Below are 26,044 nucleotides of genomic sequence, written 5' to 3' on the forward strand. Positions count from 1 at the left end.
TCAGCACGAGGGTGGAGAGCATGACGCCGCGCAGCCGCCGCCGCCTCGGTCCTCCCCAGCCGGGGAGAAGGTCAGTGGGACGGCTCCCTCGGGGAGCAGGCGGTACGGCCCCGTCGTGCGAGCTTCGGGGCCCGGCTCCGGGGAGAGCGGACCCGCCCCGGGGAATCCGGGGGGCGGCTTCGGGGAGGAGGTCAACGGGAGATCCCTTCGAGGAGCCGGTCGGGGCGGATGGGCAGGTCGTGGGGGCGCCAGCCGGTGGCGTTGTGCACGGCGTTGCCCACCGAGGCGGCCACGCCGACCGTGGAGACCTCGCCGACCCCGACACCGTGGCCGTTGACGTGGTCCCAGCCCTCGCGGTGGAAGTGCACGGTGATCTCGGGGGTGTCACCGATGCCGGGAATGCGGTAGTCGTCGAGGTTGGCGGTCAGCACGGTTCCGGTCACCGGGTCGACCAGGCGTTCCTCGTACAGCGCGTAGCCGATGCCCTGCACGACGCCGCCCTCGCACTGGCTGCGCGCCAGCCGTTCGGCGTAGATGTGGCCCACCGCGATCCCCGCCCACACGCGCAGCGGCCTGACGGTTCCCAGGCGGGTGTCGACCTCGACCTCGGTGACGTGGACGGCGCCGCTGAACCCCCGGCCGAGGGCTATACCGGCCACCGCGACCGGGGTCAGGTAGCCGCGCCGGTCGCGGCGGCGCCTGCCGACGACCCTGGCCCCGTCGCTCAGGCCCAGCTCCCGCAGCCGCCGCGCGGCGTCGCGTACGGCCGGGGCGACCGAGGCCGTGGTGCGGCTGCCGATGGAGGGCGGTCCGTGCACGGTGCCCGTCCTGCCGATCTCCACGCGGACGCGCTCGGCGGGCAGCGCGAGTTCCTCCCGCAGGACGCCGGCGATGACGCTGCGGATGCCGGTCCCGATGTCCTGGGTCGAGGTGGCGGCCACGACCACGTCGCCCTCGACGCGCAGCTCCACCTCGGTGGCGGGGTCGAGCATGTAGGCCCAGTTGGCCGCGGCCACCCCGACGCCCCTGCGGAAGCGGCCCGTCTGGGAGCCGGTCCGCGGCCGGTCGGCCCACAGCGGCAGGGCCAGTGCCCGGTCGTAGAGGGCGTGCCGTTTGCGGTTGCCGTCCCAGCGGCGGCGCAGCGTGATGGGATCCTCGCCGCGGCGGTGCGCGGCCTCGTCCACCGCCTGTTCGAGCGCCCAGAGCAGGGGCGGCGCCCCCGGCCCCCGGAACGGCGCGCCGGGCGGCTCGTTGGTGACCACGTCGTAGTCGCGGAGCCGGCGGGGAGCCGTGCCGTACATGAGGCGGGCGAGCACCGCGACGGCCGATCCGACGGCCACCCCGCCGCGCCCGTGGACGTCCACGGTGAGGGCGGCGAGGTCGCCCCGGTCGTCGGTGAGCAGTTCGAGCGTGGTGCGGGTGCCAGGGCGGTTGCCCGCGTCGGTGAGCTCCTCGGCGCGGCTGAACACCACGCGCACCGGCGCTCCGCAGGCCCGCGCGAGCTCGACGGCCGCGACCGTCTCGACGGTGACGCCTGCCTTGGCCCCGAAGCCGCCGCCGACATGGTCGGCGACGATGTGGACCCGGTCGGCGGGCAGATTCCACCGCCTGGCGGCCTGTTCGGTGGCCAGTCCGATGGTCTGGGTGGACAGGTGCAGGTGAAGGTCGCCCTCACCGTCCCAGCGGGCCACGCAGGCGTGCGGCTCCAGTGGGGTGTGGACCTGCACGGCGGTGGTGAAGGTGCCGCTCACCAGGCGGGGATCGGCGTCACGCCGCGCGGTCTCGATCCGTTTGACGGCGGTGCGACCGCGCCAGCTCGCCCTGGTGAAGGGGCCGTGCACGTTGCCGTGCCAGCCGCCGGGCAGCTCCAGTCCCTCGCTGGAGCTGGGGGCGCGCTTCCTGTCGGACTCGTCGTAGACGGGCGGGGCCTCGGGCGTGTCGTCGAGCGCGGCGGGCATCGGGTCGTAGTCGATCTTCGCGGCCTCCGCGATCGCCAGGGCCTCACCGCGGGTGGCGGCGGCGACGGCGGCGACGGGCTGGCCCGCGTAACGGACGGTACGGTCGGGCGGCAGCAGGTCGATGACATGTGCGGTGTCGGCGGTCACCGAGGCGACGCGGGCGTGTGCCCTGGTGGAGCGGATGACCACTCCTTCCAGCTGGCCGTCCAGGCGTACGTCGGTGGTGTAGCGGGCTCGGCCGGTGATCTTGTCCATCGCCTCCAGGCGGGCAGGTGTCCCCGGAGCGCCGTCGTGTTCTCCCCGGCAGGCGGCGGCGATCGCCGCGTGGATCCCCTCGTAGGCTCCGCACCTGCACAGGTGGCCCGCCATGGCGGCGGCGATCCGCTCACGCGGCGGAGCGACATCGCCGTGCTCGGCGCGCCAGGCGTCGACGAAGGCCGCGGCCTCCACCACGAACCCTGGCGTGCAGTAGCCGCACTGCAGGCCGTCGTGGACCGCGAACGCCCGCTGGACGGGATGGTCGAGACCCTCCGCGGTGACGATCTCGCGTTCCTCCAGGACGGCGGCGGGCAGCAGGCAGCTCGCCTGGGGCGTGCCGCCCACCATGACCGTGCAGGCGCCGCAGACCCCGGTGCGGCAGGCGGCCTTGGCACCGGTGAGGCCGAGCCCGTCGCGCAGGACGTCCACTGCGGCGTCGTCCGAGCCTGCGTCCACCGTGGCGGGGACGCCGTTCACCGTGATCTTCATAGCTCTCCAGTTGACGTCGTCAACATCACGTTGACAGTGTCAACCAGATACGTTGACATTGTCAACACGGGCTGCCGGGGAAGGTGCGGGCGCATGATGGACGACACCAGGACCCGCCTGGTCGAGAGCGCGCTGAGACTGCTGCGCGAGGAGGGGCTCGACGCCGTGACGCTGCGCGCCGTCGGCGACCTGACCGGTCTGTCCCGCACGGCCCCCTATCGGCACTTCACCGACAAGACCGCACTGCTGGCCGCGCTCGCCGTCCGGGTCATCGCCGACCTCAGCGCGCACGTCGCCGCGGCGATCTCACAGGAAGCCGACCGGCGCGACCGGCTGCGGGCCTTCTATCTGAGCTACGTCGAGTACGCCACGGCGCATCGTGAGGAGTACCGGCTGGTGTTCGCCTCGGAGTTCCTCGCGGGCCACCATCCGGAACTGGAGGAGGCGATCGACCAGGTGACGACGGCGCTCGGCATGGCGGGCGCCGGGGAGGGACCGGCGCCCAAGGCCCGGCTGATGGCCCTGCTTTCGACGGCCCACGGCCTCGCGGAACTCGCGGTGGCCGGGCAGCTGGCGCACAAGGGACTCGGCTACGAGGACATCGTCGACGTCCTGGTGGCCCCCTTCGTGGACTGACGGCCCGGAGCCCGGCCACCTCCGCGATCAGATCGGGGCAGCGCCCTCGCAACCACGGCGCGGAAGCGCGGACACGGCGAGAGCCTCTCCTCAAGGGCGAGACCGCCGGGGGGCGAGGCTGCGGCGGTCGCCCCCGCCTCCCGGCTAGCGCTTCCTGCTCAGCTCCTCACGGATTCCCAGCAGGATCTCGCGGGTGCGGGTGACCGGCTCGGCCTCGATACACAGGCGCTCCATGACCTCCAGGTAGCTGTCGACGTCGTCGCGCTTCTCCAGGTAGACGGCGCTGGTGAGCTGTTCCAGGTAGACCACGTCGGGCAGGTCGGGCTGGGCGAACCGCAGGATGCTGAAGGGCCCGCCGGCCGCGGCGTGCCCACCCACGCTGAAGGGCACGATCTGGACCGTCACATTGGGCAGTTCGAGCGCCGTCAGGATGTGGTCGATCTGCTCGCACATCACCTGAACCCCGCCGAGCGGGCGGCGCAGCACGGCCTCGTCCAGCACAGCCCACAGGTGGGGCGGCGCGGAGCCGCGGAGCAACCGCTGGCGCGCCATGCGCAGCCGCACCCGGCGGTCCAGCTCCTCCCGGGAGGCCGAGGGGAAGCCCAGTTGGACGACGGCTCGCGCGTACCCCTCGCTCTGCAACAGTCCCGGCACGAACTGGACCTCGTAGTTGCGGATGCCGGTGGCCGACTCCTCCAGCCCCACGTACGTCTCGAACCAGCTGGGCAGCACGTCGTTGTAGTTGTGCCACCAGCCGGTGAGGTTGGCCTTCTCGACGAGGGACAGCAGCGGCTCCCGCTCGTCCTCGCTGGTCACGCCGTACAGGGTGAGCAGGTCTGCGACGTCCCTGATCCGGAAGCTGACCCTGCCGAGCTCCATGCGGCTGACCTTCGAGTGCGAGGCCCGGATGGCGTTCCCCGCCTCCTCCAGGGTGATGCCCCGGTGCTCGCGCAGACGGCGGAGCTGCGCTCCCAGGACGATCCGCAGCACCGTGGAACTGCCCCTCGGCACGGCCATGGGGGTTGGAACGACCGGCTGACCGTCGGCGTGAGGTGTGATCATCTACAGTCCTTTGGGCACGGAACGCGAGCCTGTTCCGACTTCCTTGCGGCGATCGCGACCTTTCACGGTACTCCGCCCGCCAAGCCCAGGCCATAGAGAACTTTATTCTTCAACCACCTCTTGCCGGCAGTCAGGTGATCAGGTCGTCGAACTCCCCGCTCTTCACCCCGCGGACGAAGGCGTCGGCCTCGCCGCGCGTGTAGATCAGCGCGGGCCCTTCGGGATCGCGGGAGTTGCGCATCGCGACCCTGCCGTCGGGGAGTTCCGCGAGCTCCACGCAGTTGCCGCTGGGGTTGCTGAAGTGGCTCTTGCGCCAGACGATTCCGCCCATCAGGGCTGCCGGCATGCCGTTGTACAGCTGGTTCATCCTCGCCTCTCACCGATTAGGGAGGGAAACAACACCACGAGCATAGAGCTTTTTGTGCAGATGCACGTGCATCTGTACTTGCCTATGCACATTACGGCGTGCAAGATGACTAGACGGATCGCCCTTGCCACACGATCGCCCACCCCCAAGGTCGTCGATGACTGGTTACCAGAGACATGAAGCCACACCCATCCGAGCTGAGATCGGAGGGTGGGAACGGTGGTTGTCGATGCTCGATCACCTACTGCCCCCGAGCGGCCTGCCCCCCTGGGCCGGCGGCGAGAGCCACGTCAACCGGCTGCAGATGGCCGTACGCAGCTTCCGCCACGATCCGTGCGCCGCACGGACCGCCCGTGAGTTCACCGCCGACGCCCTGAGGGCCTGGGAGCTCGAGCAACTGATCGACGACACCGGAGTCGTGGTCTCCGAACTCGTGACCAACGCCGTACGTCACGGCACGCGGGGCGTCCAGCACTCCCGGGCCTGCCCCGAGGTCAAGGTGATCCTCTGCCACACCGAACGCTCGATGCTGTGCGCGGTCACCGACCCCAGCGACCAGGAGCCCTGCCTGCGCGAGCCCGACTACGAGGCGGAGAGCGGCCGGGGACTACAGGTGGTCGACGGCATCAGCGAGATGTGGGGCTGGGCTCCCCTGGAGACCCGCGGCAAGGCGGTATGGGCGGCCTTCGCCCTCCCCGGGAAAGGGGGACGCCACCTGGAGGCCTGCCACTGAGCGCGGCGCGGCCCGTCACCGGCGAAACGGCGCCCAACCGGAGCGCAGGCAGCCGAGCATCAGGAAGATGCGCCGCCAGAAGGGGTTATTGACCGGAAATACATCACCTCGGGGCCTGATGGCCGATATTGTCCGCTGAAAGCCGCACCGCCGGACGGAGGACATCATGGCGTCGCCGCAACCTGAGCGCCTCAGGTTCGACCCCACGATCCCGAACGCGGGCCGGATAGCCGACTACTTCCTGGGCGGCAAGGACAACTTCGCCGCCGACCGCGACGCCGCGCGGGTGGCGCTCGAACTGGCCCCCGAACTTCCCGCCATATCGGTGGAGGGACGCAGGTTTCTCAGCCGCGTCGTGCGATTTCTCGCCGAGACCGGCATACGCCAGTTCATCGACATCGGCTGCGGACTGCCGACCCAGGGCAGCGTGCACCAGATCCTGCACGGCATCGCTCCCGACGCGCGGGTCGTCTACGTCGACAACGACCCGATGGTCGTCGTGCACGCCCGGGCCCTCCTGAAGGAGGACGGCCGGGCCACGGTCATCGAGGCCGACGCCCGCGACCCGGAAGGCCTGCTGGCCCATCCCGGCCTCACCGGCGTGATCGACCTCGATCGGCCCGTGGCGATCCTCCTCTTCTCGTTCCTGGCCGACTTCCCGGACGACGCCGAGGCCCTGCGGGTCACCGCCACCCTGAGGAACGCCATGGCCCCGGGCAGCTACCTGGCCATCTCCCACGCTGTCTCGGACCTGTGTCCCGAGAGAACCGCGAAGCTCGCCGACCTCTTTCAGGATCGCGGGTCGATCACCGGTCCCCGCCGCGCGAACCTGCGCACCAGAGCCGAGGTCGAGCCTTTCCTCGATGGGTTGAAACCCGTCGAGCCGGGCCTCGTCTACATTCCCCGGTGGCGGCCGGAGGGCGCGGTGCCCCACCGGCCGGACTCCGTCTGGGTCGTCGGCGGAGTAGGCCGCAAGGAATAGACTGCCCCGGAAAACAGCTTGGCCCCTCGATCGTTACCCACGCCCTGACAGTTGAGTGTCACCGGAACCGACCGGGTGCCGAAAAGGACGTCAGAGGCAACAGAGGAGATGACAGATGAGCGACGCCGACCGGCGACCGGCGGCCGGCCTGAACACGAGCGTGCCCAACATCGCCAGGATGAACGACTACTTCCTGGGGGGCAAGGACAACTTCGCCGCCGACCGTAAGGCCGCCGAGGAAGTGCTCGCCATCGCGCCGGAGATCAGGACCATGTCCCAGGAGGCTCAGGCCTTCCTACGCCGGGTGACGGGCTATCTCGTCGAGCAGGGCATGACCCAGTTCGTCGTCCTCGGTTCCGGGCTGCCCACCCGCAACAACGTCCACCAGGTGGCCCAGGCGATCGTGCCGGACACCCGCGTGGTCTACGTCGCCACCGATCCGGTCGTGCTCTCCCACGCCCGCGCCATGCTGGCCACCAACCCCCACACCACCATCGTCGAGGGTGACGTGCTGCATCCCCGCGAGTTGCTCAACGATCCCGAGCTGCGGCGCCTGATCGACCTGGACCTGCCGGTGGCCGTCCTGATCCTGTCGGCCCTGCAGTTCATCCCCGACGAGGACAACCCACACAAGAACGTGGCGATCCTGCGCGACGCGGTGCCCGCAGGCAGCCACTTCGCCATCGGCCACGTCGTCTTCGACACGCGTCCGGAGGCGGCGGGTCCGCTGGTCGACATCTACCGGAAGGTCCTCGGCCGCCATGAGGACGCCTCCCGGCGCAGTGACCAGGTGCTGCGCTTCTTCGACGGGCTGGAGCTGGTCGAGCCCGGCCTGGTCTACGTCCGCCACTGGCGCCCCGACAACCCGCTGGCGACGCAGGGCCGTGAGAAGACGTGGACGATGGGCGGGGTAGCCCGCAAGGTCGAATCCTGACCGGTTTCGCCCGTTCCCCTGACGGGCGGGAGGGTGGTCTTCTCGCCGGGTAGCTCTCCGCGGAGCGGACAGCGCGCGTCCTGCCTGATGAGCAGGCGAGGCGTATACCGATCGACGGGGCTGTGATCTTCCTGCGCCGCTTGGCCCGGTCCGCCTGTCCCTATGCTCCGCCACGTCACCGAGGATTGCCGCGGCCGCTGTGATCGGGTTCGGTGAGCGGCGGCGGGTGTGTCGTCACATGTGTTCGGGGTGGCGGGATTTCGGGCGGCGTCCTGGTGGCTGCCGGAGCTCGGGACGGGGCGGCAGAGGTGGTGTTGGGCGTTGTTGCGGACGCCGGCCGTTGAGCGTGACCGGCCGCTGGTAGTGCCGGATCGTCAGATCGGCTCCCTTGAGCAGGCGGTAGGTGGTGGCGGAACCGGTGATCTCCACTTGCAGGCTTCGGCCCTGGATCTGCACGGTGAACAGCAGCCGAGTGAGGGTTTCCGGCAGGCGGGGCGCGAAGTGGAGTGCACCGTCCCGGTGGCGCATGCCGCCGAAGCCGGCGACCAGCACCAGCCAGGTGCCGGCCAGGGAGGCGATGTGCAGGCCGTCGCGGGTGTTGTGCTCCAGGTTCTCCAGGTCCATCAGCGCGGCTTCGCCGAGGTAGTCGTCGGCGAGGCGCAGATATCCGGTCTCGGCGGCGATGATGGCCTGAGTGCAGGCGGACAGGGAGGAGTCCCGCACGGTCAGCGGTTCGTAGTAGGCGAAGTTGCGTGACTTCTGCTCCGGGTCGAACGCGTCGCCGCGCAGGTACATCGCCAGGACCAGGTCGGCCTGTTTGACGACCTGTTTGCGGTACAGGTCGAAGTAGGGGAAGTGCAGCAGCAGCGGATACTGATCCTGCCGCGTGCTCGCGAAGTCCCACTTCTGGTGGCGGGTGAATCCGGCCGACTGCTCGTGGACCCCCAGCTCGTGGTTGTAGGGCACGGCCATGGTGTGGGCGGCGGCACGCCAGGCGGTCGCCTCGTCGTCGTCCACCCCGTAGGAGGCGGCACGGCCGGGATGCCGTCCGGCGATGTCGGCGGCGGCCAGCAGGTTCGCCTGGGCCATGAGGTTGGTGTACAGGTTGTCGTCGGCGATCGCGCTGTACTCGTCGGGTCCGGTCACCCCGTCGATGTGGAAGCGGCCCTGGTGGTCGTGGTGACCGAGCGAGCACCACAATCGCGCCGTCTCCACCAGCAACTCCACCGCGACGTCGCGCTCGAACTCCTGATCCCCGGTGAAGGCGAGGTAGCGCAGGACGGCGTCGGCGATGTCGGCGTTCACATGGAAGGCGGCGGTACCCGCGGGCCAGTATCCGGAGCACTCCAGGCCCTCGATGGTGCGCCAGGGAAAGGCCGCGCCCTGGAGGCCGAGCTGGGCCGCCCGCTCCCGAGCCGGGGGCAGTGTGGACTGCCTCCAGCGCAGCGCTTCGGCCACGGCCTGCGGCACGGTACAGGTCAGCACCGGCAGAACGAAGGTCTCGGTGTCCCAGAAGCAGTGACCGTCGTAGCCGGATCCGGTCAGGCCCTTGGCGGGGATGGCCCGGCACTCGGCGCGGGCACCGGCCTGCAGCACGTGGAAGAGTGCGAACCTCACCGCCTGCTGGATCTCCGCATCACCGTCGATCTCGATATCGGCGCCGGCCCAGAAATCGTCCAGGTAGCCGCGCTGTTGCGCCACCAGCCCCGGCCAGCCCGTACTGCGTGCTCCGGCGAGCGCGGCCTCCACCTGGTCGCGCATCGCCGGCAGTGAACGCACCCCCGACCAGCCGTAGGCGACCAGCTTTTCCAGCCGCAGGACCTGCCCGGGGTTCAGCGACGCCGTGATGGTGAACCGGCCGACGTCCGCGCCGCTCTCGCCGTAGGTCTGTGTCGAGTCGGGTCCGGTGACGAGGTGGTCGGCCGCGGCGGCGATCCGCAGGCCGCTGTCGGCGGTGCGGTGGATCAGGCGCAGCCGGGTGCTCTCGGCGAGGTGTTCCTCCGGTCGCAGGGATGTCTCCAGGGCGGCCGAAACCCGCGGGTCGGCGGAGGATGGCCGCGGCAGTTGCTCGTTGGCCAGCAGTTCGGACTGGATGACGACACGGATGGCCGCGTCCAGCGGCTCCACCTCGTAGGCGACGGCGGCGACGGCTCGTTGGGTGAAGGAGACCAGCCGGGTCGAGCGGACCCGGACGGTTCGCCCGGACGGTGAGGTCCACACGCAGGTGCGCCGCAGGACCCCCGCGCGCAGATCCAGCAGCCGTTCATGAGAGCGTAACCGGCCGTAGCGCAGGTCGAACGGCGCATCGTTGACGAGCAGTCGGATGATCTTGCCGTTGGTGACGTTGAGGATGGTCTGGCCGGTCTCCGGATAACCGTAGCCGGCCTCCGCGTACGGCAGCGGGTGCCGTTCGTACACCCCGTTGAGGTAGGTGCCGGGCAGACCGTGCGGTTCCCCTTCGTCCAGGTTGCCACGCCAGCCGATGTGCCCGTTGGCGAGCGCGAACACCGACTCGCTCTGTGCCAGTACCTCCAGGTGCAGGGCGGTCTCCCGCAGACTCCACGGCTCGACCGCGTACGAGGGATGGCTGATCATCACTCCTCCCGAAGCAGCTCGGCCAGGTCCCTCACCACGACGTCCGCGCCGTGCGCGCGCAGCGCGTCCGCCTGATCGGCCCGGTCGACCCCGACGACGTAGCCGAATCCGCCCGCCCGGCCGGCCTCCATTCCGGCCAGCGCGTCCTCGAAGACCGCCGCGCCGGCGGGTGGGACGCCCAGGTCGCGCGCCGCCGCGAGGAAGGTGTCCGGGTGCGGTTTGCCCGCGAGCCCCCGTTCGGCCGCGATCACGCCGTCGATCCGGGTGTCGAAGAGCCGCTCGATGCCGGCCGCGGCCAGGACGGCCTGGCAGTTGGCGCTGGAGGACACGACCGCGGTCGCGAGCCGCGCACCGCGGGCCGCCACCACCAGGCGTACCGACCCCGGATACGCCTGCACTCCGTCCTTGCGGATCTTCTCCAGTACCAGGAGATTCTTGCGGTCGCCCAGGCCGTGCACGGTGTCACGCTCGGGCGGATCGCCCGGCTCCCCCTCGGGCAGCACGATGCCGCGCGCGGCGAGGAAGGTACGTACCCCGTCGAAACGCGGGCGCCCGTCGACGTAGGCGTCGTAGTCGTCCACCGCGTCGAACGGGCGGAACCCCTCGCCGTCTCGCCGTCTGAGGAAGTCGTCGAACATCTGCTTCCAGGCGGCCGCGTGCACCACCGCCGTCTTGGTCAGCACACCGTCGAGATCGAACAGGCAGGCACGGATCTCGTCGGGGATCCCCAACCTCGTCATGGACCACACCTTCCCGGCACGATCCCCACGAATACCTGCGAGTGGGGTTCGACGTGCTCAGGACTCAGCGACTCACGCGGCAACGGGTCGGTCATGCGGTGGATCTGACCCGCGGCCAGGTCCCCGGTTCCTCCGCTGAGAGGCACGGGTGGTGTCCATCTGCGCCTCCAGATCAGCCGTCGGCCGCCGGCGCGGCCTCGCGGCACCGCTCAAGGAGGTGGTGGACGACCGGCAGAAGACCGCCGAGACGGCCACGGGTGAGGGGCGCCCCCGCAGGCACCCCTCGCCCGGCCGGATCGCGACCACTGGGCCACCGCGATCACTTGGGCTTGAGCACCCCGTCGATGAGGTAGACGACGGCGTTGGAGGTCTGGATGTCGCCGCAGACGACCTTGGCGTCGTTGACCGTGTAGTCCTCACCGGAACCCTTGACCTTCAGCGTTCCCCCCTCCATCGTGGTCAGCTCGCCCTCCGCGAGGTCCTGCGGAGTCTTCTTCCCCTCGACGACGTGGTAGCCCAGGAGCTTGGTCAGCTTCTCCTTGTCGCCCAGGATCTTGTCGAGCTTCTCCTTCGGGATCTTGTCGAACGCGGCGTTGGTGGGCGCGAACACCGTGATGTCCTTGGCGGAGTTGAGCTTCTCGGCCAGACCGGCCTGATCGATCGCCTTGGACAGCGTGGACAGGTCGGGGCTGGAGGCGATGGCGGTGGCGACCGGCTGCGTCGCCATCTCGCTGGGACTTCCCGCCCCGCTGGTGGGCAGGGACGCGCAGCCGGGGCCGAACGGCTCCGTCATCGCGCCCGAAGGCTCGGGCGATCCGCTCTCGCCGGGCATCATGGATTCCGTGGGCGCGGCGCTCTCCATCGGCGGGCTGGAGGCCATGTCCGTCGGAACCGGCGTGGGAGAGGTGATGCGCGCGGGGGCGGCGACCGCCTGCGCGGCGGGGACGGCGGACAGGGCGAGCACGGTCAGGGCCGATGCCAGAAGAGACTTCTGCTTCACGGTTATCTCCTTGATTGGGCGGATGAGCCACCGGGGTCCGTCGGCCGGTTCCCGAGCCACTCATGTGCTGTATTGGAGATCAATTCCCTGAGATTTGGCGCCAAATGCCCCATTAGAAGACTCTTGACCACATATCTCCCGAGAAAGAGGGCCATTTTCCACCCGGCAGAGCGTTAATTCAGGCGCGCCGTATCCCCGTACAGTAGGAGCATGAGCCCAAAGATCGCGACCAACGAGGTCGTCTCACACGACCGGCTGCTGGATTTCCTCCGTGATCGCCACCGCGCGCTGGTCATCACGACGCGGCGCGACGGCAGGCCACAGGCGTCCCCGGTGACCTGCGGCGTCGACGCCGAGGGCCGCATCGTGGTGTCCACCTATCCCGAGCGCGCCAAGGCCTCGAACGCCCGCCGCGACCCCCGGGTGAGCGTCGTGGTCCTGTCGGACGACTTCGACGGCCCCTGGGTGCAGGTGGACTGCGCGGCCGAGGTCCTCGACCTGCCCGACGCCCTCGAACCGCTGGTCGACTACTACCGGTCGATCTCCGGCGAGCACCCCGACTGGGAGGAGTACCGCGCGGCCATGACCCGGCAGGGCAAGTCGCTGCTGCGTCTCACCCCCGAGCGCTGGGGCCCGATCGCCACGGGAGGCTTTCCCGCCCGGCTGGCGTGAATCATCCCAGCCCGGCCAGGACCGCGCCCCGGAGACCAGGGGGCCCTGCTGGGAACCGGTGTCACGGTGGGCGCCGCACACGTATCGGCCCGCCGCTCCGTTCCTCCTACGGGGCCTGCCCCAGGTTCACGGTGATCTCTCCACCGAGCCGGAAACCGCCGGTCAGCTCGAGGTCGTCACCACTCCAGAACCGGCCCGGGTCGTACCAGTTCGGCCTGCGGCCGCCGGGCAGGAGCCCCATGGCCTCGTAGGTGACCGCGACGACCTCGGCGCAGTAGGCGCTCTCCAGGGCGCTCTCCCCGGTGCCCCGCTTGAAGATCCTGGGCACCCGCCCCTTCGCCCAGCGACCGGCGAGCCTGGCCGTCGACGGGAACGGCGTGCCGTCCAGCCGGGCGACGGTGCGCAGAACGGCGTCCTCCATCTCGCGGGTGACCTGCGGCTCCAGCTGCCTCAGCCAGCCGCGCTGGCCGTATCTGGTGGCCCAGACCGTGACCGCCTCCTGCAGGTCGTGCAGCTGCACACCGCGCTGGTTGGTCCCCGACCACAGGTCGGGCAGGGACCGGCCCAGCTCGGCGTGCCACATCATGGGGGGCATGTCCTCGATGACCACCGACATTCCGACGTGGTTCACCGGGCTGTTCGTCACGGTCTGGATGGCTCGATCGGGCACCGTTCGGCCGCGGAACAGCCACACGTCGCCGGTGCGGGTCAGGTTGACTGCCTCATCGAGGCTGATGTTCTTACCGGACATTCCGCTAGCGTAGGCACATGCGATGGTGGAAGGTACTCGGTCTGGCAGGTGTCGCAGGTGTCGCGGCCACGGGGGTGGTGATCGCGCGAGCCGAGCGCCGCCGGCAGGCCTACACCCCGGACGAGATCCGCACCCGCCTCCGCGCCCGCCTGGCGGAGTCCTCCGAGGGCGGCCCCGAGGTCGTCGCCCCCGCCGACCGGAACCCCTGACCATTCGGGCGCGGCCGTCCGGGGATCAGCCGAAACGGATCTCGGCCGGATCCCACCCTTCAGGCAGTGGTGCGGGCACCGGGCAGGTGCTGGCGATCTTCACGAACTCGGCCTGCTCCGAGGACTCCGCGACGGCGATCATCGTGTCGAGGACGTGCAGGCCGAGCTCGCCGGTGGCGCGGTGCGGCCTTCCCTCGCGGATGGCCTGGGCCATGTCGAGCACGCCCAGACCACGACCGGCCTCGGTGCCCGTCGTGGGGGCCGGCACCCATTCCTCGTCGGCGGCCCGGCGCAGTCGCACCTCACCCCCGAACGTGTTGGGATCGGGCACCTGCATGGTCGCCTCGGTGCCGGTGATCTCGATGAACCCGGCGCGGCGGAGCGGCGAGTCGAAGCTGAAGATCATCGTGGCCGCCTGTCCCGCGGCGAACTCCAGCAGCGCGGTCGTGTGGGTGGGGACCACCGCGGGAAAACGCGTGCCGGCCCTGGGCCCTGAGCCGATGACCCGCTCGTCCCTGGCCCTGCGGCCGACGGCGGCCACCCGCTCCGCCGGGCCGAACAGGGTCACCAGGGCCGTCAGATAGTAGGGGCCCATGTCGAACAGCGGCCCGGCCCCCGGCTGGAAGAAGAACTCGGGGCTGGGATGCCACAACTCGGGGCCCGGACTCTGGAACAGGGTCAGGGCGGTGAGCGGCGTGCCGATGGCCCCCTCGGCCACGAGCCGGGCCGCGGTCTGCAGCCCCGCGCCCAGAAAGGTGTCGGGGGCACTGCCCAGGAGCACCCCCGCCGACGCGGCGGCCTCGACCAGTTCCGCTCCGGACTCCCTGTCCACCGTGAACGGCTTCTCGTTGTAGACGTGCCTCCCGGCCAGAACGGCGGCGAGCGCCACCTCGGCGTGCGCGGACGGGACCGTGAGGTTGATCACCAACTCCACGTCGGGGTGCGAGATCGCTTCCTCCGGTGCGGCCGCCACCGGCACGCCGTAGCGCGCCGCGACCTCTTCGGCACGTGCCCGGTCGAGGTCGGCGCATGCCACCACCCGCACGCCGGGGAAGGAGGCGAGGTTGTTCAGGTACTGGTGGCTGATGTTCCCGCAGCCGACGATCGCCACCCCGAGCGGTCCGGTCACGAGCTCACCCGCCCGGCGGCGACGAGGCCGGTCAGGTAGGCGTGGCTGTCGGCCAGTGCCTGGAACATGTCGGTGGCGCAGTGGTCGAGCTCCACGATCCGCACCGCGCCCGGAGCGGTGTTCAGCGCGTCCACGATGGGCACCTCGCCCGAGCCGACCGCGGTCATCGGACCTTCCTGGGTGGCGGGTCCGTCCTTGACGTGCAGGTGGCTCACCCGCTCGCCCAGCCGGGCCAGCAGCCCCGAGGGGTCGACCCCGCCGGTCGCCGCCCAGTAGAGATCGACCTCCAGCAGCACCGAGGAGTCCAGCAGGTCGGCCAGCACCTCCAGCGCGGGACGGCCCTCCACCCGCTGCTCCAGCTCCCACCAGTGGTTGTGGTAGCCGAGCCGCAGGCCGTGGTCCGCCGCCTCCCTGGCCACCTCGCCGATGGTCCTGGCCGCCTGCTCCAGCTCCTGTCTGCCGGCGAACCACTCGGCGGGGGCGGCGGGCACGATGACGGTCGTGGCGCCGATGGCCGCGGCGGCGGCCAGCGCCGTCGCGCGCCGCTCGTCGAGCAGCGGGGCGTGCACGCTGCACACCACGAGCCCGGTCTCCTCCAGCTCCTCGCGGAGCCCATCCGGATCGAGGTGCGCGTCGTACGGCTCGACCGCGCCGTACCCCATCTCGGCGATGCGGCGCAGCACGGCGCGGCGGTCGACGGCCGCCTGCTCGCGCACGGAGTACAACTGGACGGCGAGTGGGCTCATCGGCTCTCCTTGAGGACCAGTGCCGCGGCGCCGTACAGGCCGGCGTCGCGTTCCAGACGGGTGCGCTCGACGTTCAGGCGGCGCAGGAAGCCAAGGCCCGCCTGCTTGGCGACCGCCTGGCGCAGCGGGGTGAGCAGGGTCTCGCCCGCCCCGGAGACGCCGCCCCCGATGACGACGTCGTCGATGTCGAAAAGCGCCGCCGTGGTGAGGATCGCCACGGCCAGCGCGTCGGCGGCCCGCTGGAAGGCCAGCTGGGCCATGGGGACTCCGCGCGCGGCGTCGGCCGAGAGCGTGCGGGCGTCCGTCGGGGTACCGGGGTCGCCCCAGCCGTTCGCCAGTGCCCAGCGGACCATGCTGGGGCCGCTGGCGATCGTCTCCAGGCAGCCGGTCGCCCCGCAGGGGCAGAGCTCACCGTTCCGGTCCACGGAGATGTGCCCGATGTGCCCGGCGTTTCCTGTCGGTCCCAGGTACGGCACCCCGCCGAGAACCAGCCCGCCGCCCACGCCGGTGGAGACCACGATGCCCAGCAGTGCCCGGGAGCGCGAGCCGTGCCCGCCCCGCCACCACTCCCCCAGCGCCATGCACTGCGCGTCTCCGGCGAGCGTGACGGGGAGGCCGGGAAGGAGCTCGCTCACCGTGCCGACCAGCGGGAAGTCACGCCAGGAGGGGATGTTCACCGGGCTGACCGTGCCGGCGACGGCGTCAAGGGGACCCGCGGAGCCGATGCCGACCCCGCTCAGGCCCCCCGTGCCGGTACCGCCGCCGGTACCGCCGCCGGTGCCCGCGCCGACGTCGCGGACCAGCGAGGCCAGCGTCGCGGCGGGGTCGTGGCCGACCGGCAGTTCCACCCTGCGGACCATGGTGCCGTCCGGCCTGACCAGCGCGGCGGCGAACTTGGTGCCGCCGATGTCGATCGCGAGGGCGGTCACCGGCCGCCCCCGCGGGCACGCCGGTGCGCGGGGGGACGGCAGGTGGCCACCGGGAGCACCACGTGGCTGTGCAAGGGGATCCTCCGGTGATCAATGGAACAAAGAGTACGTTCCCCCGGCGACCGGGCAAACAGGCTGAAGGTATGACGACGCTGACAACGTTGTCAACGATGCGCGGAGAGTGTGGGGCACCGGTCCAGCCCACTGGCCGGACAGCTTGCGAAAACTGTCCGATTCAGGAGTAGATACGGTTAGCTCAGGAGTGACGTGAGGAGACTGTGATGACGCACGAACGCGCGGGACAGCCCGCCGAGCCGTCCGATCTGGTCGATGTGGCGCGCCTGGTGACGTCCTACTACGCGCTGCACCCCGATCCGGGCGAGGTCGGCCAGCGGGTGGCGTTCGGGACGTCGGGACACCGGGGCTCCTCGCTGAACGTCGCTTTCAACGAGGACCACATCCTCGCGACCAGCCAGGCCATCGTGGAGTACCGGGCCGCCCAGGGTGTCGACGGCCCGCTGTTCCTCGGTGCCGACAGCCACGCGCTGTCGGAACCGGCCCGGGTTTCCGCGTTGGAGGTCTTCGCGGCCAACGGGGTGACGGTCATGATCGACAGCCGGGACGGCTACACCCCGACACCGGCGGTCTCCCACGCGATCCTGGCCCACAACCGGAAACGCGCCGCGGGCCGCGCCGACGGCGTGGTGGTGACCCCCTCGCACAACCCGCCAGGCGACGGCGGCTTCAAGTACAACCCGCCGCACGGCGGCCCGGCGGACACCGACGCCACCACGTGGATCCAGGACCGGGCCAACGCGCTGATCGCCGAAGGCATGAAAGAGGTCAGACGGCTCCCGTACACCAGGGCGCTGGCCGCCGACACGACCGGCCGCTACGACTTCCTCGGCCACTATGTGGCCGACCTGCCCTCGGTGCTCGACCTTGACGCCGTCCGGGAGGCGGGGGTGCGCATCGGCGCCGACCCGCTGGGCGGGGCGAGCGTCGCCTACTGGGGGGAGATCGCCGAACGGCACCGGCTGGACCTGACGGTGATCAACCCGCAGACCGATCCGACGTGGCGGTTCATGACACTGGACTGGGACGGCAAGATCCGGATGGACTGCTCGTCGCCGTACGCGATGGCCTCGCTCATCGCCAGTCGCGACGCCTTCGACGTCTCCACCGGCAACGACGCCGACGCCGATCGGCACGGCATCGTCACCCCCGACGCCGGTCTGATGAACCCCAACCACTACCTCGCCGTGGCCATCTCCTACCTCTACTCCCACCGGCCCGGCTGGCCCGCGGACGCGGGAGTCGGCAAAACGCTGGTGAGCAGCCGGATGATCGACCTGGTGGCCGCCGAGGAGGGCAGGCGACTGATGGAGGTCCCCGTCGGGTTCAAGTGGTTCGTCCCGGGCCTGCTGGACGGCTCGCTGGGCTTCGGCGGCGAGGAGAGCGCCGGGGCGTCGTTCCTGCGGCGCGACGGCGAGGTGTGGACCACCGACAAGGACGGCCTGATCCTGGCGCTGCTCGCCTCGGAGATCATCGCGACCACCGGCCGTTCGCCGAGCGAGCACTACGCCGACCTGGTGGCCAGGTTCGGCGACCCCGCCTACGCCCGCGTCGACGCCCCCGCGACCCGGCAGGAGAAGGCGGTGCTCGCCAGGCTCTCGGCCGAGCAGGTCACCGCCGACACCCTCGCCGGGGAGGCGATCACGCAGGTGCTCACCTCCGCCCCCGGCAACGGCGCCGCCATCGGCGGGCTCAAGGTCTCCACCGAGAACGCCTGGTTCGCCGCCCGTCCCTCGGGCACCGAGGACGTGTACAAGATCTACGCCGAATCCTTCAGGGGAACCGAGCACCTGGCACAGGTCCAGCGGGAGGCACGCGACCTGGTCTCGGCGTCCCTGAGCAGATGATGACGAGGTGAACACGTACCGGGCGGCCGGGTCGCGGGTGTGTCCCGTGAACCCGTCGTAGACCGTCGGCTGCCCGGCCCACTCCTTCGTGTGGTCCTCCTGATGGCCCCTCTTAAGGTCCCCGCCCGCGGGGACCTCTGTCGCGGGGGCCTCGGTCGCGCGGCCCCGCGCCCAGCCGCCAGCAGCGCAGCGCCACCCAGCACCCGGACCCGACGCCGATCAGCGCGGCCAGCACGTACACCACTTTGATGGCCGCGTCCGAGATGTAGCCGTTGCCGGCGACGAGGACGGCCATGAGCAGCGCTGCCAGCAGCCCCACACCCGCGCCTCCCACGATGCCGAGCAGCCCCGCTCCCAGCGCGCGCGACAGGCGGCCCCTGCGACGGGGCACCGGCACCATGACGGTCATGATCCGGCCCACGACGAGGGCGGGGTCGTCGTCGATCCCACCGGCGACGAGTTGGACGGTCACCCCGCCCCGCTCGGGTTCGCTCAGGCAGATCCACTGGCGGTCGTCAATGAAGACGGTGGCCCCGCCCGCGCCGGGAACGATCAGCCACAGGAACGGCGTGCCCTCGGGAAACGCCCTGACGCCGTGGCGGGCCGTCGGGGCGTGCAGGTCGAGCGCGGCGCCAAGGGCTCGCAGCGCCACCTCCTGGCCGGACTTACCCACGGCGGCCTCCCTCCCCATCCCTTCGTAGCGCACGCCGGCCGCCTGCTCCAAGGGCCCCGGCGGGCAGCGTTCAGGCGGAGCTCACACGGGGGACCTACCAAGGGAACGGGCCCCGGCGGGGGAACCGTCCACGACGGAGAGACCGGCGAAGCCGCGCCTGCCACGAATCCCGGCAGCGCGGCGGCGGCGAACCTCACGCTCCATCACACTCGGGGGCCTGCCCTCAGGCAGGGGCAACGAACACGATGAGGCATGTCGTTCACGAAAGAACAGGCCATTTCTCCGCAAAGGGCGGCGAGGGCGTGGGGAGGGAGACCCCGTTCCGCGCTATGGGGTCTCCGGGAAGGTACGGGGATCCGCCCGGTCCGTGACCCGTTTGAGCTCGAAGAACGCCTCCTCGGTGGCGAGCACCTTGAACGCGTCCCAGAGCCGCCCGGCCCGCTCACCGACCGGGATCTCACTGATGACGGGGCCGAACTGCCCGGCGTGCCCGTTCACCGAGATGGTCGGGACGCCGATCAGCGACTGGTTCCGCTTCCCGGCCGGCACCAGGGCGTGCGAGGCGTGGATCGCGTCGTCCCAGCTGGGATCGGTTCTCGCGGCGAGAAGCCCGGCGGGCAACCCGGCGTCGGCCAGCGCGGCGGCGATCACCGGCGCCAGACCCTCCATCGCGGCCCGCCAGTCGGTGAGGCCGCCGGCGGCGACGGCCTCGCGGGACCGCCGGAACAGGCCGTCCGCGCCGTGGTAGCGGGTGCCGAGCGCGGTGTAGAGGTCACCGACGGCGACGTTCCCCGCCGCCTCGCGCGCCGCGGCGAACACCCGGATGGTGCCCCGGCCGAGTTCGACGATCTCGCGGTACTCCTCGGACATCTCCTGTTTCTCGTTGAGCACCGCCAGGCTCATCTCCCGCCAGTTGACCGTGATGGGACGCACCTTGCCCACCTCCACGACCCAGCGGGAGGTGATCCAGGCCCAGGGGCAGCCGGGATCGAACCAGAAGTCGACCAGATCCTCGCTCACGGCGATCCTCTTTCCTCGGAAGTCCTCATTCCAGGATGGGACCTCAACCGCGATGGAGGTCAAGGGCGGGCCGGGGATCACTGGAGCGCGTGGAGAACATGGCCGCGTCAGGAGACCCGGCCATTCGAGCCCGCCCCGGTCGTGTGCCACCCTTCTCTCACGGGACCTTCGAACACGGCGTCGTCACGAACGGCTGATCGAATCTGACAGCTCCCGCACACCGGCGAGGCATGCCCGGCGGCCGCGGGGCCGGCGGCACGGATCTCGATCAAGAGAATGACAAAAAGCTACTTTCATGGCAGCCGTTATGAAGAAAAGTGTCATTAATGTGTAACCTGCTCTGGGACGCCCCCCGCCGCCGACCTGTCCGAAGACGCCTCCCTCGATCGAGAAGGTGACCACATGCCCCACCGCAGCCCCGACCTGGCCCGGCTGGCCATGACCGTCCTCCAGCCGGGCTTCGACGGCACCGAGCCTCCCGGCTGGCTGCGCCGCGCGCTCGGCGAGGAAGGTCTCGGCGGGACGGTGCTGTTCGCCAGGAACCTCACCGGCCCCGCCCACACGGCCGATCTCGTCGCCCGGCTGCGCGCGGAGAATCCCGCCGTGGTGGTCGCGGTGGACGAGGAGGGCGGGTCGGTCACCCGCCTGCAGGCCGCGAGGGGCAGTTCGTGGCCGGGTAACCGGGCGCTGGGGGTAGGCGACGACGTCGAACAGACCCGGCTGGTCGCCCAGGAGATCGGCCGTCTCCTCATCGCGGCGGACATCACCCTCGACTACGCCCCGGTGGCCGACGTCAACGCCAACCCCGCCAACCCGGTGATCGGCGTCCGCTCCTTCGGCCCGGACCCGGAGCTGGTCTCCAGGCACACCGCGGCCTGGATCCTGGGTCTTCAGGGCGCCGGGGTCGCCGCCTGCGCCAAGCACTTCCCCGGTCACGGCGACACCCACACCGACTCCCACCATGCCCTGCCGACCGTGCACGCCTCCACAGAGCTTCTCGCCGAACGCGACCTGCCGCCCTTCCGCGCCGCGGTGGCAGCCGGAGTACAGGCCATCATGTGCGGCCACCTGCTGGTCCCCGCCCTCGATCCGGACAACCCCGCGACGCTGAGCCGGCGGATCATGACCGGGCTGCTCCGCGAGGAGATGGGATTCAACGGCATGATCGTCACCGACGCCGTCGAAATGCGCGCCGTCGCGGCCCTCTACCCGCCGGGGGAGATCGCGGTCCGCGCCCTGCTGGCAGGGGCCGACGCGATCTGCGCGGGCATCTCCTCCCCCGGCGGCGAGAACGTCCACGAGCTGCGCGACGCCATCGTGGACGCCGTACGGGAGGGCAGACTCCCCGAGGAGCGGCTGGCCGAAGCGGCCTCGCGCGTACTGGCCCTGTCCCGCTGGTACGCCGCGAGCGGCGCCGTGGAGGCCCGAGCGGCCCAGAGCGCCGCGCGGGCGCGGGACGGGGATGGCCCGGGAGACGAGGAGCTCGGCCTGAGGACGGCCCTCGCGGCCATGCGCGTGGTCGGCACCCCGCCGGCGCTCTCCGGACCACCGCTGGTCGTCGACATCGCTCCTCGGCTGAGCCAGGCGGTCGAGCCGGGTACGCCCACCGGCCTCATCGGCGCCTTCGCCGAGCTGGTGCCGGACACCACCGGGCACGTCGTCACCGCGGACAGGCCCGAGCTACCCGAACTGTCCGGCTCCGGCGGCGAGGGGCGCCCGCTGGTCCTGGTGGTACACGACGCCTGGCGCCACCCCTGGGTCAGGGACCTGCTGGCACGGGCCGTCACGCTGCGCCCCGACGCCATCGTGGTCGAGACCGGAGTGCCCGGCGAGCCCACCGGAGCCGTGTACGTGACCACCAACGGCATCTCCCGGGCCTCGGCCCGCGCCGTCGCCCACTGGCTGACCACTGACCCGGAAGGCGCTCATTGACCTCCTCCCCACGGCCGAGAGCGGGAGATCCCACCTCTCACCGGCAGCCGGCCGGGTCCCCCCTCTCCCCCACCGGCGTCCCACCTCTCCGCCGGCCCGACGGCGAGAGCACCACGCGGCGTGCTTCGGTAGCTTGGTTATCGCCACCCCCGAACACCCCACAGAACCATGCGGCACCGCGCCACCTTCCCTCCCCAGAACCAGAACTCGGGGTCTCCACGCTCAAGGAGATTTGATGAACGTCCTCGACGGCCCCACCCCCGTGAACCTGGTGGCCACGGTGAGGGCCGTCCTGCCCTCGCTCACCCCCGCGGCCCAGGCCATCGCCCGCCTCATACTCGACGATCCCGGCATGGTGGCCCGCAGCACCATCACCGAGTTCAGCGCGGTCTCCGGGACGAGCGAGGCCACGATCGTGCGCACCGCCAGGGCCCTGGGCTTCGCTGGATACTCCCAGCTGCGCTTCGCACTGGCCGCCGCGGTGGCCAGGGACCAGCCCGAGCGGCTGGTGCCCGGCGACCTCGGCCCCGACGACCCGCTGACCGACGTGATCGCGAAGGTGGCCAGGGCCGAGGCGGAGGCGCTGGCCGACACCGCGGCGCAGCTCAACCCCGACCGGCTGGGCGCGGTGGTCGAGGCACTGATCGCCGCACGCAAGATCGACGTCTACGGAGTGGGCGCCTCCGGGCTCGTGGCGGCCGACATGGCGCAGAAACTGATGCGGATCGGCCTGCCCGCCCACGCCTTCACCGACGCGCACCTGGCGCTGACCAGCGCGGCACTGGTACGGGCGGACGACGTCGCGGTGGTGGTCAGCTGCACCGGCGAGACCCCCGACGTGCTCGCGCCGCTGCGCGTCGCGCAGCGGGCGGGTGCGACCACGGTGGCCATCACCAACAACCCGCGCTCCTCCCTGGCCGAGCTCACCGACCACGTCCTGGTCTCGGCCGGCAGGGAGACGGTCTTCCGCCCGGGGGCGCTGGCCAGCCGGATCAGCCAGCTCCTGATCGTCGACTGCATCTTCGTCGGCATCGCGCAGCGCACCTTCGAGACCTCGGACGCCGCACTGCGGGCCACCAGGGACGCCATCGACGGGTTCAGAGCCGACCACCGCCGCCGAAGCAGGTAGCACGCCGGGCCGGAGAGCCCGAACACGGTCGTGCCGATCGACGCCCCGCATCGGGCCCGCCTCGGAAGCCGCCGTCACCTGCACCGCGAACCCTCGTGGTCGCGATCGCGGCCACGGCGCGGGTTCAGGACAGGCGCAGGGCCTCGGCGGCGACGGCGTGGCGCAGGTCGCGGATGCCCGCGCGACCGCGCAAAGGATGGACGTTGTTGGTCAGCAGGACGACGGCGAGGGCGCGTCCGGGGTCGACGACGAGTGAGGTTCCGGTGAAGCCGGAGTGGCCGTAGGCGTTGGTGAGCGGGCCGACGATCGCGGGGTCGCCGATGCGCACGCCCAGGCCGTGACGGAAGTCCGCGCCCTCGACGCCTTGGTCGCGGGTGATCTCGGCGACCGTGGCGGGGCGCAGGACCGGCATGCCCCCGGTGCGCAGCGTCTCGGCGAAACGCAGGAGATCACCGGCGGTGGAGAAGATCCCGGCGTGCCCGGCGACCCCGCCCAGGCCGTGCGCGGTCTCGTCGTGGACCTCGCCGCGCACGCACCCCGGCCCCGGGCGTTCCGGCTTGTGCTCGGTGGCGACGGCCCTGGGCAGCAGGACCGCGGCCGGACGGTAGCCGGTGTCGGACAGGCCCAGCGGGCCGGTGACCCGGGCGCGGGTGAGCTCGTCCAGGGGCGCCCGCCCGGCGATCTCCGCCACCCGGCCCGCCGTGATCAGCCCGACGTCGGAGTAGAGGTAACGCCCGCCCGCGGGGCCGATCGGCGGTGTCGAGAGGACCCGCTCCATCCGCCTGGCGTGGACCTCGGGGCCGTCGCCGGGAATCTCCTCGTGAGCCCTGCGGCTCGGCGGCAGGCCCGCCGTGTGGGTGAGCAGATGCCGCAGGGTGGCCTCGGGGGTGCCGCCGTAACAGGCGGGCAGCCAGGCGGCGACGGGCTCGTCCAGGCCGAGGCGGCCCTCCTCGACCAGCGACAGGATGACGGCGGTCGTGAAGAGCTTGGTGACCGAGGCGAGATCGAAGATCGAGTCGTGCCCGGCGGGCGGCCGGTCGGCGGCGAGCTCCTCCGAGGCCGACGAGTAGCGTACGGTCTCCCCCACGGCCGCGGCGGCCACTGTGACGCCGCCGACGGCGATCGCGGCCACCGCCGCCGAGCAGACGCGCGGCACCGCCGCCCCCAGGATCTCGGCCAGCCTGCCCCCTTCATCGGGAGGGCCCGCCGGAGGCTCAGACACCCCGGCTCCAACCGGTCGCCGTACCGTGGATCTCGGCCAGCCTCTCCCCTTCATCGGGAAAGTCCGCCGGAGGCTCAGACACCCCGGCTCCGCCCCGCCACCTCCAACCGGTCGCCGTACCGTGGATCTCGGCCAGCCTCTCCCCTTCATCGGGAAAGTCCGCCGGAGGCTCAGACACCCCGGCTCCGCCCCGCCGCCTCCAGCGCCGCCTCCAACTGGTCGCCGTGCCGCTCCAGCAGGACCCGCGCGCCGTCGGCGTCGAGGCCGTGCTCGATCATCAGCACCGCGACCTTCACGTGCCACTCGGCCGCCTCCAGCGCGGAGCGGGAGACCGGCAGGGCGGCCCCGGTGATGTCGCTGACCATCCGGGCCGCGCGGTCGGCCAGCTTGGAGTTCATCGCCGACACTTCGATCATGGTGTTGCCGTAGGTACGGCCCAGCCTGACCATCGCGATCGTGGAGATCATGTTGAGGACCAGTTTCTGCGCGGTCCCCGCCTTGAGCCTGGTGGAGCCGGTCACCACCTCCGCGCCGACGACCACCTCGATGGGGTGCAGCGCGGCCGCCGACAGCGGGGTCGCCACGTTGCACGACAGCCCCACGGTCAGCGCGCCGCGGCGGCTCGCCTCGGCGAGCGCGCCGAGCACGAAGGGCGCGCGGCCGCTGGCGGAGATGCCCACCACCGAGTCGAGCGCGCCCACCCCCCTCTCGGCGATGGCGGCCGCTCCCCCCTGCTGGTCGTCCTCGGCGCCCTCGACGGAACGGGTCAGCGCGGGGGAACCGCCCGCGATGACCCCCTGCACGAGTTCGGGATCGGTGCCGAAGGTCGGCGGGCACTCGGAGGCGTCCAGCACGGCCAGCCGGCCCGACGTCCCCGCGCCCACGTAGAACAGGCGGCCACCGGCCTTCATCCGGGCGACGACCGCGTCGATCGCGGCCGAGATCTCCGGGATCGACGCGGCCACCGCTGCGGGCACCGTGCTGTCCGCGGCGTTCATCAACCGGGCCACCTGCTCGGTCGAGAGCAGGTCGATCCGGTTGTAGCGAGGATCGCTCTGTTCGGTGGAAAGCGCGGAAAGCGGATCACTCATGGCGTCCAATGTCATTGAAGTTCCTGTCTCGCTACCGTCAAGTAAATGATCTTCTGACAATGCGGGCGTTGTAGGCGTATGTCGGGCTGGGGCGGGCCCCATCGGGCCGCACCGGCGGGCTGGGGCCGTCACCGCAGACCACGGCGGTAAAGCCAGAAGACCCGCTCGGCGTGCGCACCGACCGCCCGGGCGTAGAAGTGCAGCGGCCCCACCCAGCCGATCTGGGCACTCGACATGCCCGCGGCCTGCTGCTCGGCGAGGCAGCGGCGCAGGAGCACGCGGCCGACCCCCAGACCCCGCGCGGCCGGCGTGGTGCCCATCGGACCGAACCAGGTGGGCCTGGCCCCCCACGCCGCGAAGCCGAGGAGCTTCCCCTCCCCGACGGCGTAGTGGCAGCCGATGGCCTGCTCCGCCTCCCACGCCCAGTTGCCGTTCCACTGCTCCCTGACGAAGGCCGACACCGCGGCGCGGTCCCCGGGGGCGGCGGCGTGCACGGTGACCCCCAGGTCCGCCAGCCGCGCGAGGTCGGCGTCGACGGACAGGTCGCCGGTGAGGTCGACGGTCATGTTCCAGGCGACGTTGTAGCGCTCGTAGCCGAGGCTCTCGGCCAGGCAGGCCGCCTCGGTGTAGCGCACGTCGATGCCGGGCCAGGCGTAGGCGGGCGGGTTGCCCGCGAGGCGGACCTCGGTCGCCCCCTGGCCGCGCAGCCAGTCCTCGGCCGCGGCGACCAGCGCCCGGCCGAGCCCCGCCCCCCGGGCCTCGGGACGCACGGCGAGCACCGCTGCTGTTCCCGGCGCTGTTCCTGAGCCTGACGGTGCTGGCCTTCATCATGCTGGGCGACGCCGTCCGCGACGCCCTCGACCCG

At 71.4% G+C, this 26,044-nt stretch carries 24 protein-coding genes; 9 read left to right on the forward strand and 15 right to left on the reverse strand.

Annotation, left to right across the window (positions count from 1 at the left end; translation table 11 throughout):
* Window positions 1-191: 191 nt before the first annotated feature.
* A complete protein-coding gene (locus ABZ260_RS17250; RefSeq protein WP_355618114.1) occupies window positions 192-2,705 on the reverse strand; it encodes a molybdopterin-dependent oxidoreductase in 2,514 nt (837 codons plus the stop codon).
* A gap of 93 nt (window positions 2,706-2,798) precedes the next feature.
* Between ABZ260_RS17250 and ABZ260_RS17255 the strand changes: the two genes are divergently transcribed.
* Window positions 2,799-3,341 (forward strand): TetR/AcrR family transcriptional regulator, encoded by a 543-nt coding sequence (locus tag ABZ260_RS17255; RefSeq protein WP_355618117.1) that lies wholly within the window; start codon window positions 2,799-2,801, stop codon window positions 3,339-3,341.
* A 144-nt stretch (window positions 3,342-3,485) separates the two neighbouring features.
* On the opposite strand, the gene ABZ260_RS17260 is transcribed toward ABZ260_RS17255, so the two are convergent.
* Window positions 3,486-4,403 carry a helix-turn-helix transcriptional regulator gene (locus tag ABZ260_RS17260; protein WP_350964959.1) on the reverse strand — a complete coding sequence of 306 codons (918 nt, stop codon included), beginning with the start codon at window positions 4,401-4,403 and terminating at the stop codon, window positions 3,486-3,488.
* A gap of 130 nt (window positions 4,404-4,533) precedes the next feature.
* Window positions 4,534-4,770: a DUF397 domain-containing protein gene (locus ABZ260_RS17265; RefSeq protein ID WP_355618120.1), complete on the reverse strand. Its 237-nt coding sequence runs from the start codon at window positions 4,768-4,770 to the stop codon at window positions 4,534-4,536.
* Between the two features lie 229 nt (window positions 4,771-4,999).
* Here ABZ260_RS17265 and ABZ260_RS17270 point away from each other — a divergent pair, with 229 nt between their 5' ends.
* The 3 genes from ABZ260_RS17270 to ABZ260_RS17280 all read left to right on the forward strand — a co-directional run bounded on the left by ABZ260_RS17270 (window position 5,000) and on the right by ABZ260_RS17280 (window position 7,419).
* A complete protein-coding gene (locus ABZ260_RS17270; RefSeq protein ID WP_355618123.1) occupies window positions 5,000-5,503 on the forward strand; it encodes an ATP-binding protein in 504 nt (167 codons plus the stop codon).
* A 166-nt stretch (window positions 5,504-5,669) separates the two neighbouring features.
* Window positions 5,670-6,485, forward strand: a complete 816-nt coding sequence (locus ABZ260_RS17275) for an SAM-dependent methyltransferase (protein ID WP_355618126.1) — start codon at window positions 5,670-5,672, stop codon at window positions 6,483-6,485.
* Window positions 6,486-6,600: 115 nt separating this feature from the next.
* Entirely contained in the window at window positions 6,601-7,419 is an 819-nt protein-coding gene (locus tag ABZ260_RS17280) for an SAM-dependent methyltransferase (protein ID WP_355618129.1), read from the forward strand.
* A 234-nt stretch (window positions 7,420-7,653) separates the two neighbouring features.
* Here ABZ260_RS17280 and ABZ260_RS17285 read toward each other — a convergent pair whose 3' ends face one another.
* The 3 genes from ABZ260_RS17285 to ABZ260_RS17295 all read right to left on the reverse strand — a co-directional run bounded on the left by ABZ260_RS17285 (window position 7,654) and on the right by ABZ260_RS17295 (window position 11,754).
* Entirely contained in the window at window positions 7,654-10,014 is a 2,361-nt protein-coding gene (locus tag ABZ260_RS17285; RefSeq protein WP_355618132.1) for a glycosyl hydrolase family 65 protein, read from the reverse strand.
* The gene (locus ABZ260_RS17290) at window positions 10,014-10,754 is read right to left on the reverse strand and encodes a beta-phosphoglucomutase family hydrolase (protein WP_355618135.1); all 741 of its coding nucleotides are present in this window, start codon (window positions 10,752-10,754) and stop codon (window positions 10,014-10,016) included. The genes ABZ260_RS17285 and ABZ260_RS17290 overlap by 1 nt, the downstream gene beginning before the upstream one ends.
* 319 nt (window positions 10,755-11,073) lie before the next feature.
* Complete coding sequence (locus ABZ260_RS17295) at window positions 11,074-11,754, reverse strand: fasciclin domain-containing protein (RefSeq protein ID WP_355618138.1); 681 nt, start codon at window positions 11,752-11,754, stop codon at window positions 11,074-11,076.
* 210 nt (window positions 11,755-11,964) lie between these two features.
* Between ABZ260_RS17295 and ABZ260_RS17300 the strand changes: the two genes are divergently transcribed.
* Entirely contained in the window at window positions 11,965-12,426 is a 462-nt protein-coding gene (locus tag ABZ260_RS17300; RefSeq protein WP_350926237.1) for a PPOX class F420-dependent oxidoreductase, read from the forward strand.
* Between the two features lie 106 nt (window positions 12,427-12,532).
* Here the strand turns inward: ABZ260_RS17300 and ABZ260_RS17305 are convergent, their stop codons facing one another.
* Window positions 12,533-13,177, reverse strand: coding sequence for a hypothetical protein (locus ABZ260_RS17305; RefSeq protein WP_355618141.1), 645 nt, complete (start codon window positions 13,175-13,177; stop codon window positions 12,533-12,535).
* Between the two features lie 17 nt (window positions 13,178-13,194).
* Between ABZ260_RS17305 and ABZ260_RS17310 the strand changes: the two genes are divergently transcribed.
* Complete coding sequence (locus ABZ260_RS17310; RefSeq protein WP_355618144.1) at window positions 13,195-13,386, forward strand: hypothetical protein; 192 nt, start codon at window positions 13,195-13,197, stop codon at window positions 13,384-13,386.
* Between the two features lie 25 nt (window positions 13,387-13,411).
* On the opposite strand, the gene ABZ260_RS17315 is transcribed toward ABZ260_RS17310, so the two are convergent.
* From ABZ260_RS17315 to ABZ260_RS17325, 3 genes are read right to left on the reverse strand one after another with little or no spacing between them, the layout of a single operon-like run.
* The gene (locus ABZ260_RS17315; protein WP_355618147.1) at window positions 13,412-14,515 is read right to left on the reverse strand and encodes a Gfo/Idh/MocA family oxidoreductase; all 1,104 of its coding nucleotides are present in this window, start codon (window positions 14,513-14,515) and stop codon (window positions 13,412-13,414) included.
* The gene (locus ABZ260_RS17320; protein ID WP_355618150.1) at window positions 14,512-15,261 is read right to left on the reverse strand and encodes a sugar phosphate isomerase/epimerase; all 750 of its coding nucleotides are present in this window, start codon (window positions 15,259-15,261) and stop codon (window positions 14,512-14,514) included. Before ABZ260_RS17320 ends, ABZ260_RS17315 begins: the two co-directional genes overlap by 4 nt.
* Entirely contained in the window at window positions 15,258-16,190 is a 933-nt protein-coding gene (locus tag ABZ260_RS17325; protein ID WP_355618153.1) for an ROK family protein, read from the reverse strand. Before ABZ260_RS17325 ends, ABZ260_RS17320 begins: the two co-directional genes overlap by 4 nt.
* Window positions 16,191-16,471: 281 nt before the next feature.
* Between ABZ260_RS17325 and pgm the strand changes: the two genes are divergently transcribed.
* Complete coding sequence (gene pgm / locus ABZ260_RS17330; protein WP_355618156.1) at window positions 16,472-18,112, forward strand: phosphoglucomutase (alpha-D-glucose-1,6-bisphosphate-dependent); 1,641 nt, start codon at window positions 16,472-16,474, stop codon at window positions 18,110-18,112.
* A gap of 112 nt (window positions 18,113-18,224) precedes the next feature.
* On the opposite strand, the gene ABZ260_RS17335 is transcribed toward pgm, so the two are convergent.
* The gene (locus ABZ260_RS17335) at window positions 18,225-18,785 is read right to left on the reverse strand and encodes a hypothetical protein (protein ID WP_355618159.1); all 561 of its coding nucleotides are present in this window, start codon (window positions 18,783-18,785) and stop codon (window positions 18,225-18,227) included.
* Between the two features lie 327 nt (window positions 18,786-19,112).
* Entirely contained in the window at window positions 19,113-19,805 is a 693-nt protein-coding gene (locus ABZ260_RS17340) for a disulfide bond formation protein DsbA (RefSeq protein ID WP_355618162.1), read from the reverse strand.
* Window positions 19,806-20,207: 402 nt separating this feature from the next.
* Between ABZ260_RS17340 and ABZ260_RS17345 the strand changes: the two genes are divergently transcribed.
* Window positions 20,208-21,737: a glycoside hydrolase family 3 protein gene (locus tag ABZ260_RS17345; protein ID WP_355618165.1), complete on the forward strand. Its 1,530-nt coding sequence runs from the start codon at window positions 20,208-20,210 to the stop codon at window positions 21,735-21,737.
* Window positions 21,738-21,972: 235 nt separating this feature from the next.
* Window positions 21,973-22,866 (forward strand): MurR/RpiR family transcriptional regulator, encoded by an 894-nt coding sequence (locus ABZ260_RS17350; RefSeq protein WP_343977259.1) that lies wholly within the window; start codon window positions 21,973-21,975, stop codon window positions 22,864-22,866.
* Between the two features lie 124 nt (window positions 22,867-22,990).
* Here ABZ260_RS17350 and ABZ260_RS17355 read toward each other — a convergent pair whose 3' ends face one another.
* From ABZ260_RS17355 to ABZ260_RS17365, 3 genes are all read right to left on the reverse strand, one after another.
* Window positions 22,991-24,088, reverse strand: a complete 1,098-nt coding sequence (locus ABZ260_RS17355) for a serine hydrolase domain-containing protein (protein WP_355618168.1) — start codon at window positions 24,086-24,088, stop codon at window positions 22,991-22,993.
* 170 nt (window positions 24,089-24,258) lie between these two features.
* Window positions 24,259-25,179, reverse strand: a complete 921-nt coding sequence (gene murQ, locus ABZ260_RS17360) for an N-acetylmuramic acid 6-phosphate etherase (RefSeq protein WP_355618171.1) — start codon at window positions 25,177-25,179, stop codon at window positions 24,259-24,261.
* Between the two features lie 128 nt (window positions 25,180-25,307).
* Window positions 25,308-25,958, reverse strand: coding sequence for a GNAT family N-acetyltransferase (locus tag ABZ260_RS17365; RefSeq protein WP_355618174.1), 651 nt, complete (start codon window positions 25,956-25,958; stop codon window positions 25,308-25,310).
* Window positions 25,959-26,044: the final 86 nt, after the last annotated feature.

This window comes from Streptosporangium sp. NPDC006013, from assembly GCF_040614275.1.
In the GTDB taxonomy this organism is placed as follows: Bacteria; Actinomycetota; Actinomycetes; order Streptosporangiales; family Streptosporangiaceae; genus Streptosporangium.

Excerpts from the sequence above, each read along its gene's own strand:
- ABZ260_RS17280 (WP_355618129.1), top strand. The coding sequence starts at position 6,601 with ATGAGCGACGCCGACCGGCGACCGGCGGCCGGCCTGAACACGAGCGTG.
- ABZ260_RS17255 (WP_355618117.1), top strand. The coding sequence starts at position 2,799 with ATGATGGACGACACCAGGACCCGCCTGGTCGAGAGCGCGCTGAGACTG.
- ABZ260_RS17310 (WP_355618144.1), top strand. The coding sequence starts at position 13,195 with ATGCGATGGTGGAAGGTACTCGGTCTGGCAGGTGTCGCAGGTGTCGCG.
- ABZ260_RS17320 (WP_355618150.1), bottom strand. The coding sequence starts at position 15,261 with ATGAGCCCACTCGCCGTCCAGTTGTACTCCGTGCGCGAGCAGGCGGCC.
- ABZ260_RS17290 (WP_355618135.1), bottom strand. The coding sequence starts at position 10,754 with ATGACGAGGTTGGGGATCCCCGACGAGATCCGTGCCTGCCTGTTCGAT.
- ABZ260_RS17350 (WP_343977259.1), top strand. The coding sequence starts at position 21,973 with ATGAACGTCCTCGACGGCCCCACCCCCGTGAACCTGGTGGCCACGGTG.
- ABZ260_RS17345 (WP_355618165.1), top strand. The coding sequence starts at position 20,208 with ATGCCCCACCGCAGCCCCGACCTGGCCCGGCTGGCCATGACCGTCCTC.
- ABZ260_RS17300 (WP_350926237.1), top strand. The coding sequence starts at position 11,965 with ATGAGCCCAAAGATCGCGACCAACGAGGTCGTCTCACACGACCGGCTG.
- ABZ260_RS17270 (WP_355618123.1), top strand. The coding sequence starts at position 5,000 with ATGCTCGATCACCTACTGCCCCCGAGCGGCCTGCCCCCCTGGGCCGGC.
- ABZ260_RS17260 (WP_350964959.1), bottom strand. The coding sequence starts at position 4,403 with ATGATCACACCTCACGCCGACGGTCAGCCGGTCGTTCCAACCCCCATG.
- ABZ260_RS17285 (WP_355618132.1), bottom strand. The coding sequence starts at position 10,014 with ATGATCAGCCATCCCTCGTACGCGGTCGAGCCGTGGAGTCTGCGGGAG.
- murQ (WP_355618171.1), bottom strand. The coding sequence starts at position 25,179 with ATGAGTGATCCGCTTTCCGCGCTTTCCACCGAACAGAGCGATCCTCGC.
- ABZ260_RS17265 (WP_355618120.1), bottom strand. The coding sequence starts at position 4,770 with ATGAACCAGCTGTACAACGGCATGCCGGCAGCCCTGATGGGCGGAATC.
- ABZ260_RS17275 (WP_355618126.1), top strand. The coding sequence starts at position 5,670 with ATGGCGTCGCCGCAACCTGAGCGCCTCAGGTTCGACCCCACGATCCCG.
- pgm (WP_355618156.1), top strand. The coding sequence starts at position 16,472 with ATGACGCACGAACGCGCGGGACAGCCCGCCGAGCCGTCCGATCTGGTC.
- ABZ260_RS17305 (WP_355618141.1), bottom strand. The coding sequence starts at position 13,177 with ATGTCCGGTAAGAACATCAGCCTCGATGAGGCAGTCAACCTGACCCGC.
- ABZ260_RS17250 (WP_355618114.1), bottom strand. The coding sequence starts at position 2,705 with ATGAAGATCACGGTGAACGGCGTCCCCGCCACGGTGGACGCAGGCTCG.